At 38.0% G+C, this 16189-nt stretch carries 18 protein-coding genes and 1 pseudogene; 18 read left to right on the forward strand and 1 reads right to left on the reverse strand.

Annotation, left to right across the window (positions count from 1 at the left end; translation table 11 throughout):
• The first annotated feature begins 93 nt into the window (after positions 1-93).
• The 15 genes from C558_RS0118235 (at position 94) to C558_RS0118310 (ending at position 13470) form a co-directional block, all read left to right on the forward strand.
• A complete protein-coding gene (locus C558_RS0118235; protein WP_018757724.1) occupies positions 94-321 on the forward strand; it encodes a hypothetical protein in 228 nt (75 codons plus the stop codon).
• Positions 322-483: 162 nt separating this feature from the next.
• Positions 484-876, forward strand: a complete 393-nt coding sequence (locus C558_RS0118240; RefSeq protein WP_018757725.1) for a VOC family protein — start codon at positions 484-486, stop codon at positions 874-876.
• Positions 877-1069: 193 nt separating this feature from the next.
• Positions 1070-1663 carry an aminoglycoside phosphotransferase/kinase family protein gene (locus C558_RS31360; RefSeq protein WP_211220781.1) on the forward strand — a complete coding sequence of 198 codons (594 nt, stop codon included), beginning with the start codon at positions 1070-1072 and terminating at the stop codon, positions 1661-1663.
• A gap of 36 nt (positions 1664-1699) precedes the next feature.
• Positions 1700-1918, forward strand: a complete 219-nt coding sequence (locus C558_RS33885) for a hypothetical protein (protein ID WP_156826187.1) — start codon at positions 1700-1702, stop codon at positions 1916-1918.
• Positions 1919-1933: 15 nt separating this feature from the next.
• Complete coding sequence (locus C558_RS33890; RefSeq protein ID WP_156826188.1) at positions 1934-2320, forward strand: hypothetical protein; 387 nt, start codon at positions 1934-1936, stop codon at positions 2318-2320.
• Positions 2321-2703: 383 nt separating this feature from the next.
• Positions 2704-2967, forward strand: a complete 264-nt coding sequence (locus tag C558_RS0118260; RefSeq protein ID WP_018757729.1) for a hypothetical protein — start codon at positions 2704-2706, stop codon at positions 2965-2967.
• 2 nt (positions 2968-2969) lie between these two features.
• On the forward strand, positions 2970-3161 hold the full coding sequence (locus C558_RS0118265) for a hypothetical protein (RefSeq protein WP_018757730.1): 192 nt from the start codon (positions 2970-2972) through the stop codon (positions 3159-3161).
• A 146-nt stretch (positions 3162-3307) separates the two neighbouring features.
• Positions 3308-3997: a helix-turn-helix domain-containing protein gene (locus tag C558_RS0118270; RefSeq protein WP_018757731.1), complete on the forward strand. Its 690-nt coding sequence runs from the start codon at positions 3308-3310 to the stop codon at positions 3995-3997.
• Between the two features lie 805 nt (positions 3998-4802).
• Positions 4803-5588, forward strand: a complete 786-nt coding sequence (locus C558_RS0118280) for a recombinase family protein (protein ID WP_018757733.1) — start codon at positions 4803-4805, stop codon at positions 5586-5588.
• Between the two features lie 553 nt (positions 5589-6141).
• The gene (locus C558_RS0118285) at positions 6142-7866 is read left to right on the forward strand and encodes an ABC transporter ATP-binding protein (protein WP_018757734.1); all 1725 of its coding nucleotides are present in this window, start codon (positions 6142-6144) and stop codon (positions 7864-7866) included.
• A 351-nt stretch (positions 7867-8217) separates the two neighbouring features.
• Positions 8218-8673, forward strand: coding sequence for a hypothetical protein (locus C558_RS0118290; protein WP_018757735.1), 456 nt, complete (start codon positions 8218-8220; stop codon positions 8671-8673).
• 155 nt (positions 8674-8828) lie between these two features.
• Positions 8829-9260, forward strand: a complete 432-nt coding sequence (locus tag C558_RS0118295; protein ID WP_018757736.1) for a hypothetical protein — start codon at positions 8829-8831, stop codon at positions 9258-9260.
• A 169-nt stretch (positions 9261-9429) separates the two neighbouring features.
• The gene (locus tag C558_RS0118300) at positions 9430-9915 is read left to right on the forward strand and encodes a hypothetical protein (protein ID WP_018757737.1); all 486 of its coding nucleotides are present in this window, start codon (positions 9430-9432) and stop codon (positions 9913-9915) included.
• A gap of 310 nt (positions 9916-10225) precedes the next feature.
• The gene (locus tag C558_RS0118305; protein WP_245583843.1) at positions 10226-12217 is read left to right on the forward strand and encodes a TniQ family protein; all 1992 of its coding nucleotides are present in this window, start codon (positions 10226-10228) and stop codon (positions 12215-12217) included.
• A 410-nt stretch (positions 12218-12627) separates the two neighbouring features.
• Positions 12628-13470, forward strand: a complete 843-nt coding sequence (locus tag C558_RS0118310) for a tyrosine-type recombinase/integrase (RefSeq protein ID WP_018757739.1) — start codon at positions 12628-12630, stop codon at positions 13468-13470.
• Between the two features lie 456 nt (positions 13471-13926).
• On the opposite strand, the pseudogene C558_RS33250 reads toward C558_RS0118310, so the two are convergent.
• Positions 13927-14157 (reverse strand): annotated as a pseudogene (locus C558_RS33250) (transposase); the annotation flags it as partial.
• A 92-nt stretch (positions 14158-14249) separates the two neighbouring features.
• Between C558_RS33250 and C558_RS0118320 the strand changes: the two are divergent.
• From C558_RS0118320 to pheA, 3 genes are all read left to right on the forward strand, one after another.
• Complete coding sequence (locus C558_RS0118320; protein ID WP_018757741.1) at positions 14250-14741, forward strand: ATP-binding protein; 492 nt, start codon at positions 14250-14252, stop codon at positions 14739-14741.
• Positions 14742-14950: 209 nt separating this feature from the next.
• Complete coding sequence (locus tag C558_RS0118325) at positions 14951-15337, forward strand: hypothetical protein (protein WP_018757742.1); 387 nt, start codon at positions 14951-14953, stop codon at positions 15335-15337.
• 20 nt (positions 15338-15357) lie between these two features.
• Complete coding sequence (gene pheA / locus C558_RS0118330; RefSeq protein ID WP_018757743.1) at positions 15358-16182, forward strand: prephenate dehydratase; 825 nt, start codon at positions 15358-15360, stop codon at positions 16180-16182.
• Positions 16183-16189 lie beyond the last annotated feature (7 nt).

Below are 16189 nucleotides of genomic sequence, written 5' to 3' on the forward strand. Positions count from 1 at the left end.
TGAAAAAGTCGATTCCATATGATCCGTTGTTTATCAAAGACCTGGAACAAGGGTCCGACGCGGCTGTCGGCATGGTAGAGGGAGCGTGATGTAGTGGAAAAGATAGCTGGAATTATTGTGTTTTTTATTTTGATGATTCCTATGTATGGAGTATTAATATGGACATATTTTTGTCCTGAGGATAGTTTATTATGGGGGAAACGATGGATGTATAAAGAAGAGCCTGAAATATCAAATGCGGCAATTCGCTTTGCGAAAGTATCCTCATTGACAGCTATTGTGGTGCTGACTATTATACTTGGAGTCCTGATATTTAGTTAGTCTTGTTCAAATAAAATCGAGGATTGTTCCCTGTAGTATGTAAAAAGCTGTTGAACTAACGGGATACGATAGTTCAATAAAAGACATTTGAAGGTAGCTGACTTCTTGAGATCGGCTGCCTTTTCAATTGGGTATAAATTCCAAATTGGGAGTGGTTAAGTAGTGGCGGAAAAAGTTATAGCGAAAATTGAAAATTCCCTTACTGTATTGTTAGTTTCAGATTTAGTAAAGTCAATGAAATATTATGAAGATGCCTTGGGATGTGAAGTCAACGAACACTGGGCGATACGAGATAATTTCGGTTTAGGTTTTAAATTAATGCAAGCAAAAGACATTGTAGATGTTAGACCTAATAAAGGAATTTGGAATACATATGCTTATGTAAAAAACCATGACGAACTTGATGCTTTATATCTTGAACTAAAATCAAATGGTGCAATTATTGACTCCGAACCAAAGATAACCGAACACGACTGGGGGTCTTGGAAGGACTTCTCTGTTCGAGACTTGGATGGATACGTAATAGGTTTCGGTTCGGGAAATAAAAATAGCTGAAGAGAACTTATCTCAGGCTGCCGAAAACGACAGACGGGACACGATAGTTCAATACCAAAAGGGCTGCCGAGTGGCAGCCCTTTATTACGCTAACGGGCAGGATTGCGTAATGCTCACTTAGAATAATTAATTGTGAGTTGGTTTGGTATTATGGTCAGCAGTTGATAAAGAGAGGAAAAATAAAATGAGCGACATGAAATACAATTTAAATTTTGAAAACCTGTGTGCGATTTTACAACTAGGAGAAATGATTGGTGCACCAGAGGAGTTGACGGGCGGGTTATTACATAGGATGTACGTTCTTGAAACCAGTCAGGGGAAATATGCAGTCAAAGCATTAAACCCTCAAATAATGAATAGACCCACGGCAATGCAGAACATTATTAAATCAGAAATAATTGCAAATATTGCATCGAAAAATGTTCCTGCTCTTCCAGCAAAGCAATTTAACGGCACTTCCGTACAACAAATAGACCATCAATGTTATCTCATATTTGATTGGGTAGAGGGAAGAAGTCTGAAACCAAATGAAATATCAATATTTCACTGCGAAAAAATGGGTAAAATTATAGCAGATATTCATATGACGGATTTTTCAGTGATAGGAACCGATGAAAATGGGTCAAACAGTTTAAAAGTAACAGATTGGAGTTTCTACTTACAACAAGGTCAATTGAATGATTCAATGTGGATTAACTTGGTGGCTGAAACAATTGAGCAACTTTACGACTGGAATGCTAAAGCGAATAATGCATCAAAAATACTTGCTTCAAACACTATGATTTAAATGGAAATAGAATAACTATGAAAGACCGCTGTAGATGTGTATGATGATTTTAATAAGTACAAAGGTTCCGATCGGATTGCAGCGGCTGGAATGTCAGTCGGCGGTACAATATTAGCTGGAGGAGCCACAGTGGGTGCTATCGCTCTTATACCTTTCGAATTACCAGCTGCAGGAGTTGTTGTCGTTGGGGTGGGGATAGGTATGGGTGTGAGCGAAGGAGTTAAATGGGTTAAAACGACAGTTTTTGGTTATTAATCAAGGGGGAAATATATGAATACATTCTTCTCAAGTCTTCCGTGGCCTGTATATATTTTATTTGCGTTTGGAGCTCCCGCTATTATATTGTATTCTTTTATAAGAAATAGAAAAATAGTTAATTCAGCAATCTTTATATCATTTATTATGATTTCCTGCTCTCCGATATCTGCAGGTCTGATAAAAATCGATTCAATATTGAACAATCAAATGAACATCCCCAAATGGTTGCCTTTACTCGGTCTTTTAGGTATCCCGCTACTACTTATTGCGGGATACAAATCAACGAAAGATAATCCTGAAAAAAGAAGAGCTGTTTTGTTAGCGATTTTATTATGCTCGTTTGGAATAGTTCTGATCGCATCTATTGTAATCATGAAACTGCTTCAAAAAAAGCATTAATTAGATGTAAGACTACCACATGCGAGTGTAACAACTCCATGTGGTTTCTTTTCATTTAGAAACTCCGCTCAATAACACCATCATGCACCGTGCACCACTTATTTTGCGGTTGGGAAAGAACGACGCCAAGCAATTTAAGTTATTCATACCAATGAGAATATGAATCCAATCAGTGAGACATTACGATAATGCGCTAGGATGCGGCATCGAACTGTTAAATCATTAAGAATTTAACATGTTGGATCGACCATAAAATAACTAAAGGATTTATTACGATGTGACAAATTCAATAACCATCCTCAGCATTTGTCTATCTGGTGTGATTCTGGTCTGTAGAGTGTCTAACCTAAGAGGGTACACAACTTAGAGAGGGGCATTTATGAATGAACCATCCAGTTAAGGAATGCATTCAGAAGTTAGGGTTAACACATCGGGCGTTTGTTGTTCTATATGATATCTCTTGGGAAAGATTTCGTAGTTGCTTGTATGGCTACACTGATTCCATCCCCCGCGCCATCACGGGTGTCATGGTACAGCATGGTTATGATGAACAGGAAGCACAGCGGCAGTATCGGCAGTGGCGCAAATGGAAAGCAGAACAAGAACTAGCTTCTTCTCCTGCCGCTGTGTTGGAAGGGGGCCAGTAATCATGTATAGTGAGCAAATCACGTTTCAACTGACTGAAACGAGCGGTTATAGTGTTCGCTGGAAGAAACATAACCTGAATGTTCCTGTTGACAAATTCTTGAGCTATACAGGATTATCGAATAAAGCCTACGCAGGACTTACTACCGTCAGTCAAGAACAGCTAGAAGCGCTAGGATTTAATCAATGGGTCTAGCACCCTCTTTCAGTACAAGCTTTTTTTTGGAACCCGCCATTGTGCGGGTTTTCTTTTTTACTAATTTAATCTGTTGCCATTCGGATCGTATAGAGAAAGTGAGGTGAAAAAGCCTCAAATACAGATAGAATTGAGGATGATTTATTATGGCAGTTTACGAGTGGATGGAAACTAACAGAAAACAGTTTCATTATATTGATAATGCGGGGGCATTTGCAGAGCTTGATATCTATCAGCCAAAAAATAGCTATGTCCAATGTTTTGAAGCGAATAATACCTATTACGTACCCGCGCCACAAGTATTGAGAAGATGCTTCTTTCTTACAGTTAGCGAAAAGGCGGTGTTATGGGAATTATATTCGTGGTTCGATAAGGATGCTTTTTGCCGAGATTCCCTAAAGACGCTTAGTCTTTATACGGGTCTTTCAGAAAAAACAGTAGGAATAATGATATTGGGGTTAGTAGAGAAGGGGATTATTAGTAGAAAACACACGACTTCTGTTGATATGTTCATGCTTCGGGACTTGTCCAAAAATCATTATATTCTTCTAAGTGAAGCCATTCATTACTGGTATAAAAAGTTCATTAGTAAGCACCTTCCCGAAGATAACAGGGCAAGAAAATTGGAAAATATGTTCACTTATGATATGCCTTTTTCGGTGAATCTTGCTAGAAAAGCTGTAATTAGGTTAATTGATTCCCCTTCTGACTGCATGAGGCTTGAAAGAAAGCTAAAACAAGAAGGGGACTTTAAGGAATTATACAGCGAAACAATGAAGGAACTGTTTAAGCTATTGAACGATTATTACGAAGCAGAGACTAGTAAAATTTCATAATTTCGATTTTTCGGTTATCTTCAGCTTGGAGCTGTGCTATTAACAATAGGGGTGGGAAAGAAATTCTCATCCTAATGAACGTTAAGACTCTCCCCTCTGTCAGATGTTCAGACAATTAAATAAATTATTAAATACAATCTTGAATTACAGAGAGTAAGAATATCTCTGGTAATGCTTCCTCGTAAACTCGGAAGCACGGTTCCTTCGGAAGGGCTATCCCGTAATCGCAGGGATAGCTTTTTCTCTTATTCCCTCCCCCATAGCCCCCTCCCGTCGCCGCTCGGCGCATAGTGGATAATCAGGCGCACAGATCGACCGCCTACGGGCTTTTATTAATCAACTTGATAATAGGTCTATTGAAAGCTATCCCGTCCTATAACCGCGCTTATGCTCATCTCCTTATGTGTTTTAAGTTCCCTCTTACGCATCAACATCCCAGCGAAATGTCCCATCGGGAAAATGCCGCCCCTACGCCCGAATGGGCAAGCCTTTGCTTTCCTAGGTACTTGGGGGAGTAATGGCATTTCGTCGCTCGAACATTATTTTTTATAACTTTCTCCCGCGAAAATCCCCTTTACAAACACCGTTCAACGTGCGCTAGATTGTGCCACGAAATCAGCAAGTGGCTCTTTGACAACTGCATATAGCAGGTGCATGTCATGCACTCCCCGCCACAACGCACTATGAGGCGCTGGACGGTATATATTCTCGGATTTCTAGCAGGCTTCCTGCGCTAAATACGAGCGTATGCTGATGCGCGGGGAGAGCGTTACGAAAACTGGAATTACTGAAACGGAGTGATCGAATGAAAGACCGTGTACTCGGCTATGTCCGCGTCTCTACGCAGGGACAAGTGAAGGATGGCTATTCCCTTGCCTACCAGTCGGATGAGATCGAACGCTACTGTGCCTGCCACAACCTTGAATTGCTGGATATCTATAAAGATGAAGGCATTTCAGGGGCAAAGGTAGACGAGGATGAACTAACCATAGAACGCGAGGGGTTGCAGGAAATGCTGTCTGACCTGAAATGGCGGGAGGTGAAGCATGTCGTTGTTCTGAACACAAGCCGCCTATGGAGGGCGGACATCGTGAAAGTGCTGATTCAGCGGGAGCTAAAGCGGCATAAAGTCGATGTCAAAGCGATTGAACAGCCACAATACAGCATCTATGCCCATGACCCATCGGACTTTCTAGTGAACGGCATGATGGAACTGCTAGACCAATACCAGCGGCTTGAGATTGCCTTGAAGCTAAGCCGAGGACGGCGCAAGAAGGCGCAGGAGGGCGGCTATGCGGGCGGTAGAGTGGCGTTCGGCTATTCAGCAGCAAAAGGACAAAAGACGCTCTCCATCGACCCTGTACAGGCTGAAGCCGTGCGTAGATTGTTTGAGATCAAGACCGAACATCCGTCTTGGCCACTGTCACAAATAGCCGAAGAACTGAATCAGGCGGGCTATAGAACTGTTCAGGGCAAGCACTTCTCAAAGGTGCAGGTCAAGCGAATCCTAGACCGTGAGGATTTCTATCGGGGTATGTATCGCTATGGTCAAATAGAAGCTAAAGGCGTACACCAGCCGATTATTTCCTAGTCCCGCCGCCCGGTCACAAAAGTTATTCACCAAAATGGTGATATCTTTATTAAAGTGAAGGATAGAAATTAATAACAAAGCACCAAGGGAATGATGATTACGCTAACGGGACACGATAGTTCAATACATAAAGGCTGCCAATAGGCAGCCCTTTGTTCCGCGAACGGCAGATTACTTTAACTTGTCTTTTACACGTTACATGATTCACCGCGGCGAAGTTTCGGACTAAATAAAAACTTGAGTTTAATTTACATCAGAATTATAATAGGAATAATTTCCAACATGAGGTGAAAAGGATGACAATCCATATCGTTCGAAGTATTTAGTTTTCGGGCTGGGAAAAACGCGTGCCAGCCATCAAGGGGGTTCTCTGCCCTTTTTGATCAAACGAAAACTATAACTTTGAACGGTCTCGATTGGCATTGCTCTTAATATAAAAGCCAAGGGACACAGGGTTTGGTAGGGGATCAATGGATCGCTCATTGATTCTTCCTATTTACAATAACTGACGGTCCCTTGGCTTTTCCTATCATCTCTTTGGAGGCAATTTATAATGATAAAAAAATGCATTGTATATTTCAAGTGGACCATATTGCTATATGTACTTATGGGCTTTCTGGTTCAATTTTTTAACACTTTGGGCATTAAAATATTTCAAGAACTGTTAGATAAGGTAGTTTTAGCAGACAATTTCTACGATGTCTCACCACATATCTTTTTATATAGTGCTCTGTTAGTGGGGGCGACAATACTCAATTACCTCATAGAATACCCTCATACCTATTTATCAAACAGCATATTGGAAAAGTTAAAGGTCATGGCACTATCTAAAGTGTCTAAAATTGATTATTCCACCTACCAAAACATCGGCACGGGAGAAATGATCAAAGTTATAGAAAATGGCGCATCAGCCGGAATGAATATCATCCATTCATTTTACTTGAAAACATTTCACGAATTGTTTCCGACTATCATCTTCAGCTTATTTTTTATAAGCCTTTATAACACGAAAATCATGTTGATCATTGCGGCTGGCTATGTTGTAATCTTCTTTTTGAATAATTTGCTACTCCGAATGTTGTACCGAATTAAATCATCTTTACTTGAAAGTCAAGAAAAAATGTCCAAGTATTCTATTCGCGGGTTTATGGAATTAGTTATATTTAGGCTTAACAAGAGATACCAGAAAGAAATTGAGCGGTTGCATAATACTGCAGGCGACATCGTCAAGAAGAGTACACAGATTAGAATGATTCACGAATCATTTTTCGCCATATTCGCTCTGCTAGTCAATATAATTAAAGTTGTCGTTTTAGTTTATGGTGTTAAAAGTATTTTGTCCGGTGAATCCTCGGTCGGCGTTATCATCGCATTGATCATGTTCATTGATCAAGTATACACGCCTGTTGCAATATTCAATGTCCTTTACGTAGATTATAAGTTGAATAGAGTAACATATACCCGTCTTGAAGAGTTTTTGAACGCACCGGAGGACTTAAACCTGGATAAGGGTAGAGAAGTAAAGACTTTAGAAGGAAATATCGAGTTTAAAAATGTAACTTTTGATTACGGTAGTTCCAAGTTGTTGAGTAATGTTTCTTTCTCCGTCAAGCAAGGGAGTTCTGTTGCAATTGTCGGATTAAGCGGCAGTGGTAAGTCTACGATTATCAAATTAATGTTGGGGCTTTTAAAGAAGAAATCCGGAAAAATTTTATTTGATGGAATCGACATTGATGAGATTAAGCTGAACAGTTTGTACGATCATATATCGTATATATCTCAAGAAGCGCCAATTTTTGATACCACAATACGAGGAAATATCGTCTTTGATAATGATTTGCTAGACGAACGTATTTACGACATATTGGAAAAAGTTCGTATGAAGGAAAAAGTGCTGAGTTTTCCAGAACAACTGGATACCATGGTTGGAGAAAGAGGAATGAAATTATCGGGTGGCGAGAGGCAACGGCTAGCATTCGGTAGAATAATAGCGCAGCAAAGGAATGTTGTTATACTTGACGAACCGGTCTCGGCACTTGACAACATTACAGAGAAGATCATTATGAATGGTATTTTACAGATGTTTAGTGACAAAACATTAATAATAATCGCACATAGGCTTCATTTTATCAAAGATGTTGATAAGATATTACTTGTAAAGGATGGGGAAATTGTCGATGAAGGTGACTTCGAATATTTAATCAGGAACAGTGGATATTTCCAAGAATTATGGAACAAAGATATCCAGAATGAAACTGAACCTTCAAGACCGTGTTAAATAACAAATGCCGCCATGTCACATGGTGGCATTTGTTATTTAAGCACCGGAAGGGCGACATATTATTTTATCTGCGATTATATAGTGTATGACGACAAATATAAAGATACGTGTCCAATGAAACAAATGTTCCATGTTCCAATATTATCGTTATTTGATACAACGTTACCTATATTGTCGCGTAGTTAAGTTGAAAACGAACCTAAACGTAAATATGGAAGTTCATAATGTCAATTGCTCGTATTTATTAAACTAACGGGCAGATTAGTTTAACAAATATTAAAATAAATCTCCTCTTCGAAACCATAAATGGTACGATTATGTAAAACATTAGAAAGGAGTTTAGTTAAAATGATTTATCCTAAAATTGTATTGATGGCAGTATTGTTATTACTGGCAGGATGCTCAGCAGAAAAACCTATTCCCGAGAACAAAGATTGGAAAGTCAGCCATCTGTTTAAATCAGGTGCCTATACGATGATAGGACAAGAAGGAAAATTGGGGTTTATTTATGATGATGGTGAAGTAGTCCGTTTTTATCCGAATAAAATACAAAAATATATGTGGCACTTTTGGGGAAAACCTGAAGAACTACAAGGTTCATTAAAAGTAATGGGTATTAGCAAAGAAACAGGAGAGAAAATCACTGTAATTGAAGCCTTAGAATTAGGTGGACCTAATAATGGAGCTGACGGACAAACTCCTTCACAAATGTCATTACCTTCACCTGGTCTTTGGAGATTAGATGCTTATATCGGTGAAAAACTTTTTGGCAGTATAACGGTTCAAGTACACGATCAAAAATGAAGAATCGTTACACTAACGGGACACGATAGTGCAATATGCAACGGTAAAGGCAGCGATCACTTAGATCAGCTGCCTTTCTCAACTAACGGGCAGGATAGCGTAACAAATGCTGTCTCAGGGCGTATATAACTAGGTACCGAAAGGGAGGGGAAATTGTGAACCTAGGAAGGTTAGGTTTAGGTCTTTTGTTATTAGCTACTTTTATTACCTTTATTTCTGGATGTTCTGGTAACGAACCGAAAAATGCAGAAATTATTTATTATGCGGAAGGCGAAAATTGGAACGCTCAATACAAAACAAATTCTTCTCAATCAGCAAAAGAAAAAGTGGAATTAAACTTTTTCTACAAAGGCAGTATGTCTGAATTATTAGCAACCAAAGAAATTGTATTTTCATATGGCACGAGAAATGGGAATATTTTGGAAAAACTTCACTACGATAAAATAGATAATGCTCACTTTTCGATTGAATTTGATGGTGATCTGATACACGATATTGTAGGTAATCAAGATGATAAAATTATGAGCATTATTAAATGGAATAACAAAAGTGAGACTATACACTTAACTCAATTTGAAAAAAAGTAATTACTCAACTAACGGGACACGATAGCTCAAAAATCACCAGAAGAGGCTGCCGGCAAAAGACCGGCAGCTTTTGTTACGCTAACGGGCAGTTCACCGTAACTTTCCAGTGTTTGGAAACGTATTAAGTTTTAATTGAACTTAGCCAATTCACCCAGAAAGGAGAAATATTATGAAATTGAAGCTAATTTCATATCTACTAGTTTTATTTATTTTCACAGGATGTTCGAATGGGCGAACCTTGATTTACTCAGCACCTACCAACGAACAGATAGTAAGGTATGTTTCAGATAATAAATTAGAGGATCTCGATAGCATATGGATAAAGGACAGCGCTTTAGTATTACTGAAAAATTCATTGATAACATTGTACTCTGATCAGAATGAAAAGTTATACGATCATAAGATTTCTTGGGGATCAAATGGTGAGGGCTTAGTAACTGTGGGCAATGGAGTACCGTACATTGCAGTTATCATACAAGATGATTTAATGATTAAAGGAGCCAAGTTTATAAATGTAAAGTATTCAGATGGAACAACTGAGTCAAGGGGAATTGACAAAGCGGGCTTATTAATATCCAATTATGGTCTAAGAACTGTATCACATATGTCGATTGTTAATGCCGTAGGTGAAGAAATATACAGTAAACGAAGTTAAGCAATCGAGCAAGTTAGACATGACGAGGAATTAAGCTAACGGGACACGATAGTTAAATAAAACAGCGACAGTCTAAGACTTTATTTTCTAGTCTTTGGCTGTCGCTGTTTCGATTTCGGGGGTCAGTCTAATACTTATTTTTCGGGGTCAGCAGTTTTCTGTGCCGCGTGCTCTCAAGACTTTCGGTCTAATACTTTATTTTTGCCATACAATTGTTTATAAAAATTATGGAAATATTAAATGATGGGTATAATAAGTTGATGTTATAGAAGCACAATAGTAGCAGATGGTAGGGGGGATTGTTTTGGATATGTATCCAAAAAGGCCGAAAATAAAAGATAGTGAGACCTTAACCAGTTATTTATTTCGAATTGCTAAAGCAAATAAAACCGATTTTTTAAGCGTATTGAAACAAATAACTCGAGAAGAAGATGAGATAAGTCCTAGAAGATATTATCAGATCGATATCAATCCTGACAAAAAAATAGATGTTTTTTTACTGAGTAAGCTTATCCGTATGCCTTGTGAAGATATTTTGAAACATAGCTTCCACCCCGTACTTAAATGTTTTTTCAATGAACCAAATCAAAATATAAATGAATCTACGTACTTAATTGGTCGAGTTTTTATAGGTACTTATCGCCGTTTCTGCAGAATATGCCTAGAAAAAGAAAAGAGGTTTAAACTAATTTGGCAGATCAGTGATATTGAAGTATGCAATGTTCATGGGGTGGAGTTGGTAAATGATTGTAATCACTGTGGAAAAATACAACCCTATATTAGGGACATATTGAACGATTGTGCTTGTGTTTCATGCGAAAGGGAGTTAAGTCAAAAGGAAAATATTTTAGCTAACGTAGAAAATATGAAAGAATCACAAATAGAATTAATCAATGTTTGGACTAAACTACTGGCATGGTCAAAACCTTTAACTGAATGTTTATTTGATTTAACTTTGGAACAAACAATTGCTTTGAAAATTATTTATTTAGCTCAAGGGGAGCAAAATAAGTACCAATTTGGACAAGTAAAGTACCATACAAATAGGGAGATAGCTGAATTAAAAAATAAAGTTTTAGGTAGAGAAAATAAGGGATCTATACTGGGGAGCTTAATTCGGTTTCTAATTAAGTCAAAGACTCAAGTTGAGTATTTATATGATGTTGAAATTAATGAAGAATATTTTATTTCTATTCAGGGGGATAAAGAAAGTCCTGGGAGTTGCGTTGCTTTTTGGTGTGAAGGCAGAGGGACTAATATACATATGATGCCTCTTAATACTTATTTGTCACAAGGATATAGAAATCGCCATTACTGTAATAAATGCTTTAATATTTACGGTATTAAAAAGGATTCAGGGATTTGGAGCGAAACAGAAAGTAGAATCCATTTAGTAAATGATGTTGTACTCCCTTTGATAAAAAAAGGACTGACTCGCAGGAGTATTACCAACTTATTAAAGGGGGTGTCTGGAAGAAAAATTTCGGAGATTTTTGGTTATCTTTACTGCCAAGGCCTTATTCCATCTGATTATATTCATATCAAAGGTCTAGAAGTAAGTCCGCCAAATGACCTCTTAAATATGTTTCGAAATCTAGGTGATATTGTAGGAACTTTTCCTTGGCTTATGAGTCAAAAAGCCCAAGAGTTATATGGTTGGACTGTACAACAGTTTTTCTGCTTTTACTATCGAGAAGAAATACAGCGATTTATTTATAACGAGCCCAAAAGAGCCCATAAGCCAAGAATATATGGAGATATGGAAAGTTTGGTAAATAAATATATATTAAAATGTGAACGGGAAGGTATCGTGTGCTCTTTAAATAATTTTTCTGAAATGAACAAAATACCAGTTTCTATAGTTCATTATTATGGTTTGAGCAAATATTTTAAAGCGAGTATGGCAGCACAAAAGGAACAATTTAATCGGAGGAGAAACAACAATTATTGGGAAATAGCAAAAGAATATGTAAATAAACGGTTAGTGCAGTGTATAGCATTCACTCGTAAAGATGTTTATCGAGCTATGGGAAAACGAGAAAAGTGGTTATCAAGTAATTGTCCTGAGATAAGGGCGTGGATAAACGATCAAGTTATTAAATCGAAAAACCAGCGAGAGCAGATGCAATTAATTTGCGATAAAGAAAGTATTAAAAAAGCTTTAGAGCAACTGATTGAAAAAAAAATGTCTATATCAAAAACAAGAATCTTGAAAGAAACGGGTATAGCAGCAATAAAATTAATAGGTGATACAGAGTTGTCAAAATACTACCATTTATTGTTGAATAGTAAAATTGTGTAATATCACTTTATAAAGAGTATCTTTGAGCAAAACGAAAGCGGAAAGATCTCAGCCTTAAAGCTCAGATGATGCAGAGATCCGGCGATTATTCTGGCAGATGAGCCAACATACAAAAAAGCGTGGTATACAATTTTTAAAGTCGTCTTAGGATTACAATTGTTGAATATATACGAGCCAATTTGGTAGCGTATTTTTTTGTGCAGAATTGATGTTTTTGCGATAAATAAAATTACAACATCCATACGAAACGACAAAACATAATCAATAAGAATCGCCGGCTTGCTGCGCAGTCAGATGATCACTTTTTCTACAACGCTACGGTAAACGATAGCTTAATATTGGAATATAAGATTAAACTCTCCTATTTCTAGCAAAACTAGAGGTAACAAAACTTGGGAGGGTTTTATATTATGAATTTAAAGGATCTGTGGATGCTGTATGAAGCTGATAAACGTATTCTTGGATTTAGTTCACACACAATGAAAGCATACGCTCTACAATTAAAGATGTTAGTTCTTGAACTCGGTGATCTTGAACTAGAGGAAGTATCTCTAATCTTACTTAAAGAATATTTGGCTAGGGTATCAGAGAGATTAAAACCTAGTAGTTTAGGCCATCGAATTCGATTTGTACGTTCCCTTTTTCGTTTTGCATTTGAAGAAGGACATCTCACCCAGAATCCTTCTATTAAGTTGAAAGAACCAAAGATGGACAAACGCATTCCGAAATTTCTGATTGAGGAGGACGTAATTCATCTAAAGATTTCCTGTCACTCTCATAGAGAGCATGCTTTATTAGAGTTTCTATATTGCACAGGATGCCGTGTTGGAGAAGTACAGAAAATAAACCTTGAAGACATCAACTGGGAAAAATGCTCTGCTATTGTGAATGGTAAAGGATCCAAACAAAGAGAGGTTTATTTTACTACGGAGTGTAAGGTTTGGCTTATGAGGTACCTGGAGAGCAGAAATGATACTTGTAAAGCATTGTTTGTCACCGAAACGAATCCTATCCGTCGATTGACGATTCCAACGATACGTTGGTCTTTGAAAAAGTTAGCTAAACGATGTGATATTACTGCGAATGTATATCCACACCGATTCCGCCATACTTATGCCTGCCAATTGTTAGATAACGGTGCACCGTTAGAATTTATTCAGGGGATGCTAGGACATGAGAAAGCATCTACAACTCAGATCTACGCCCAACTGCGCGGTGAGCGTAGGAGAGAATTATATCGTCGTTATTTTTAGCCTAATCAAAGTACCGCCTTTACTCAAGAAAGGCAAAGTGGGGGACTATTAGTTCATTGATACTATGATTATGGTGGATTGTTTGTAACTGGAAGTGAGCGATTCTGAAAAATATTTCAGATATCTTCATTTAAAAAACCTAGCTTAGCACAATTCATGCGATAGACTTGGCTAGTTTTATATGTTATTTAATTATTACATTGAATTGATACGTATTTCGAGCGAACCATGAATCTCCAACTCTCGCGAAATCCTCCAATATTCGTGAATAATTCCAGCATTGTCGAGCATTTCATCTTTGCTTACGACAATATATACTTGTGATAATGCTGCGGCGAAAAGTTCTATATCGGTTGACAACGTTTTATTAATTACTAAAGAACCTCCAGAATGTATCCGGTAGCGTCAAGAATTTTGTGTAAATGGAGACTTCCTTGTCTTGTTGATGCAGCTGCTTTAGTCCTTGGTTATGAACATAGCCTGCAGTTCAGCACGTGCTAGATCAAAGCCAATGTGGCAACGTGTAGCGAAGCGCTGGTTATAGTCCTCAAACTGACCCACTAGGAATTTCTCTAGGGCTTCTTCGTGTGGGAATCGTTCTTTACGCTTGGTGTATTTCATAATCTGCTTGTTGAAAGATTCAATAAGGTTCGTTGAGTAGATGCTTCTCCAGATTGACTTTGGGAAAAAATTCTCGATTAATTAGTTTAAGACCCTTAAGATTTGGCGATAATGGATAACATTACAGTTCTTACTAATTTAATGGGGGAATAATTTACATGTTTACTGATCTCAAAACGAATTTCGAGAATTTTCTTAATCTTTCATCTGCTAGCTTCATGTTTGTTGATGGTTGCACTGGAATTGGGAAAACTTCATTTGCGAGGGAAACGATAAGAGAATTTAAAAATTTACAAAATGGGGAAACTTCAGTTCTATTAATACAAGCTCCTTATATCGATAATGAAAGGGAGTTTATACTATCATTATTGAGAGAGGAAATGGCATTTTACAAAAATATGCCTAAAGCAGATTTGAAAACAATCCTCTTAAAGAAATTATCAAATTGTAGGTATCTAGTAATTGATGATTCACAAAATCTATTAAATTCACGTAAGTTATTAATGAATCATTTCTTTCTTATGTCATGGCTTGTGAATGAGACTAATATCAAAGTTTTGTACTTAGGTACAGTTCCTTTTCAAGGTTTTCTTGAAGATTACGATACAATTTATAGAAGAAGCATTGTATATAATCTGAAAGCATCTTAAGATCATAGTTGTTGAAATTAAACACGAGCCAATCTGGTATCGTGTTTTTTTGTGCAGAAACGATGATTTTGCGACAGATCATCTTACAATATCAATAAGAAACGACAAATCATAATACAGAAAGCGCCAAAACTTAAATACGAAAACATCAAAAGTAGTTCTTCAAAAACGACAAAACAAGTTACAATTCACACAACAAGGGATCTTCCATGATGAAATCACCCGGAGGTTCTATTTATCCTTATCCCTATAAGGGCGGTGAGATTCATTGTCTGAAGTATGGGAGCAAATATACGGATGAGGCAGCCTTATTCGAGTTGATGAAACAGGAAGAAGCGTTCATTCTAGAGATGAATCGTAAGCTGAAAATATGGGTAGATCTGTACCATACTTCCTTTACGGCCGAGGTTCTGACAGAACTTGTGATGCATCTGAAGAATTTGGAGGATCGTATCGTGAAAATCTCATTTGTAGGTTTATCCGGGTTCAATCGGTGGAAGCTGAAGCGACAAATGAAGCGATCTGGCATTCAACTGCAAATATCTTTCTATGCAGATCCAGAGGAAGCGAAAACTTGGTTAGTGGTTGAGAATTGAGGGAAAGGAAGGAATAATCGATGAAAGTTGCTTATCTCGGACCGCAAGGTACCTTTTCGGAAGAGGCGGCTAACCGGTATTTTGGCGGAGAGAATGCCCAGTTTGTTCGATGTGACTCCATCCCAGAAGTAATTGAAGCCGTTGGAGAACATCGGGTCGATAAAGGTATTGCACCCTTGGAAAATATGATGGAAGGCACGATCAACATGACAATCGATAGCCTGCTCTCTTACAAGGAGGTGCATATTGAAGGAGAATACTTGTTACCTGTTTCTTTGCATCTTCTCGCGAATGAATATACTGAACGATCCTCTATTCAAGAAGTGTGGTCCATACCGCCGATTTTCACCCAAAGTCGTCAATATATTCGAAATTTAGGAGCGAAATGCATCAATTACGATAGCTCCGCCTCAGCGGCTTTGCAGGTGAAGCGAAGTGGTCGGAAGGATGTTGCGGCGATTGGACCAGTGCTGCTGGCTGATTTGCATGGTCTCCAAATTTTAGAATCGAATATTGAGGATTATCCCGATAACGAGACACGGTTTATCGTTGTAAGCAGAGAGGAGATAACGGGGCTGCAGCGCAAGAAGACGATGTTCGTCATTACACCAAACGAAGAGTATCCCGGCGTCCTTTCGGGTATGTTGAACATATTAAGTGCACTTTCTATAAATCTATCTTGGATTGAATCACGGCCTACAGCAAGGAAGCTGGGTACATATCGGTTTATATTGGAATCGGATAGCGATTGCAGTTTCGAGACGCTGAATAAAGCGATCACGATATTAACCACACTTGGTCATGAGATAAGAGTGCTAGGGAGGTATGACTCGAGGCAATCGTGAGAACCTA

The sequence above is a fragment of the Paenibacillus terrigena DSM 21567 genome (genome assembly GCF_000374845.1).
Classification (GTDB): Bacteria; Bacillota; Bacilli; order Paenibacillales; family Paenibacillaceae; genus Paenibacillus_K; species Paenibacillus_K terrigena.

What these genes read in the sequence shown, in the direction of transcription:
- C558_RS0118325 (WP_018757742.1), top strand. Translation starts at nt 14,951, where the DNA reads ATGATGAAATCACCCGGAGGTTCTATTTATCCTTATCCCTATAAGGGC.
- C558_RS0118320 (WP_018757741.1), top strand. Translation starts at nt 14,250, where the DNA reads ATGTTTACTGATCTCAAAACGAATTTCGAGAATTTTCTTAATCTTTCA.
- C558_RS0118260 (WP_018757729.1), top strand. Translation starts at nt 2,704, where the DNA reads ATGAACCATCCAGTTAAGGAATGCATTCAGAAGTTAGGGTTAACACAT.
- C558_RS33890 (WP_156826188.1), top strand. Translation starts at nt 1,934, where the DNA reads ATGAATACATTCTTCTCAAGTCTTCCGTGGCCTGTATATATTTTATTT.
- C558_RS0118285 (WP_018757734.1), top strand. Translation starts at nt 6,142, where the DNA reads ATGATAAAAAAATGCATTGTATATTTCAAGTGGACCATATTGCTATAT.
- pheA (WP_018757743.1), top strand. Translation starts at nt 15,358, where the DNA reads ATGAAAGTTGCTTATCTCGGACCGCAAGGTACCTTTTCGGAAGAGGCG.
- C558_RS31360 (WP_211220781.1), top strand. Translation starts at nt 1,070, where the DNA reads ATGAAATACAATTTAAATTTTGAAAACCTGTGTGCGATTTTACAACTA.
- C558_RS0118270 (WP_018757731.1), top strand. Translation starts at nt 3,308, where the DNA reads ATGGCAGTTTACGAGTGGATGGAAACTAACAGAAAACAGTTTCATTAT.
- C558_RS0118310 (WP_018757739.1), top strand. Translation starts at nt 12,628, where the DNA reads ATGAATTTAAAGGATCTGTGGATGCTGTATGAAGCTGATAAACGTATT.
- C558_RS0118265 (WP_018757730.1), top strand. Translation starts at nt 2,970, where the DNA reads ATGTATAGTGAGCAAATCACGTTTCAACTGACTGAAACGAGCGGTTAT.
- C558_RS0118290 (WP_018757735.1), top strand. Translation starts at nt 8,218, where the DNA reads ATGATTTATCCTAAAATTGTATTGATGGCAGTATTGTTATTACTGGCA.
- C558_RS0118300 (WP_018757737.1), top strand. Translation starts at nt 9,430, where the DNA reads ATGAAATTGAAGCTAATTTCATATCTACTAGTTTTATTTATTTTCACA.
- C558_RS0118305 (WP_245583843.1), top strand. Translation starts at nt 10,226, where the DNA reads ATGTATCCAAAAAGGCCGAAAATAAAAGATAGTGAGACCTTAACCAGT.
- C558_RS0118280 (WP_018757733.1), top strand. Translation starts at nt 4,803, where the DNA reads ATGAAAGACCGTGTACTCGGCTATGTCCGCGTCTCTACGCAGGGACAA.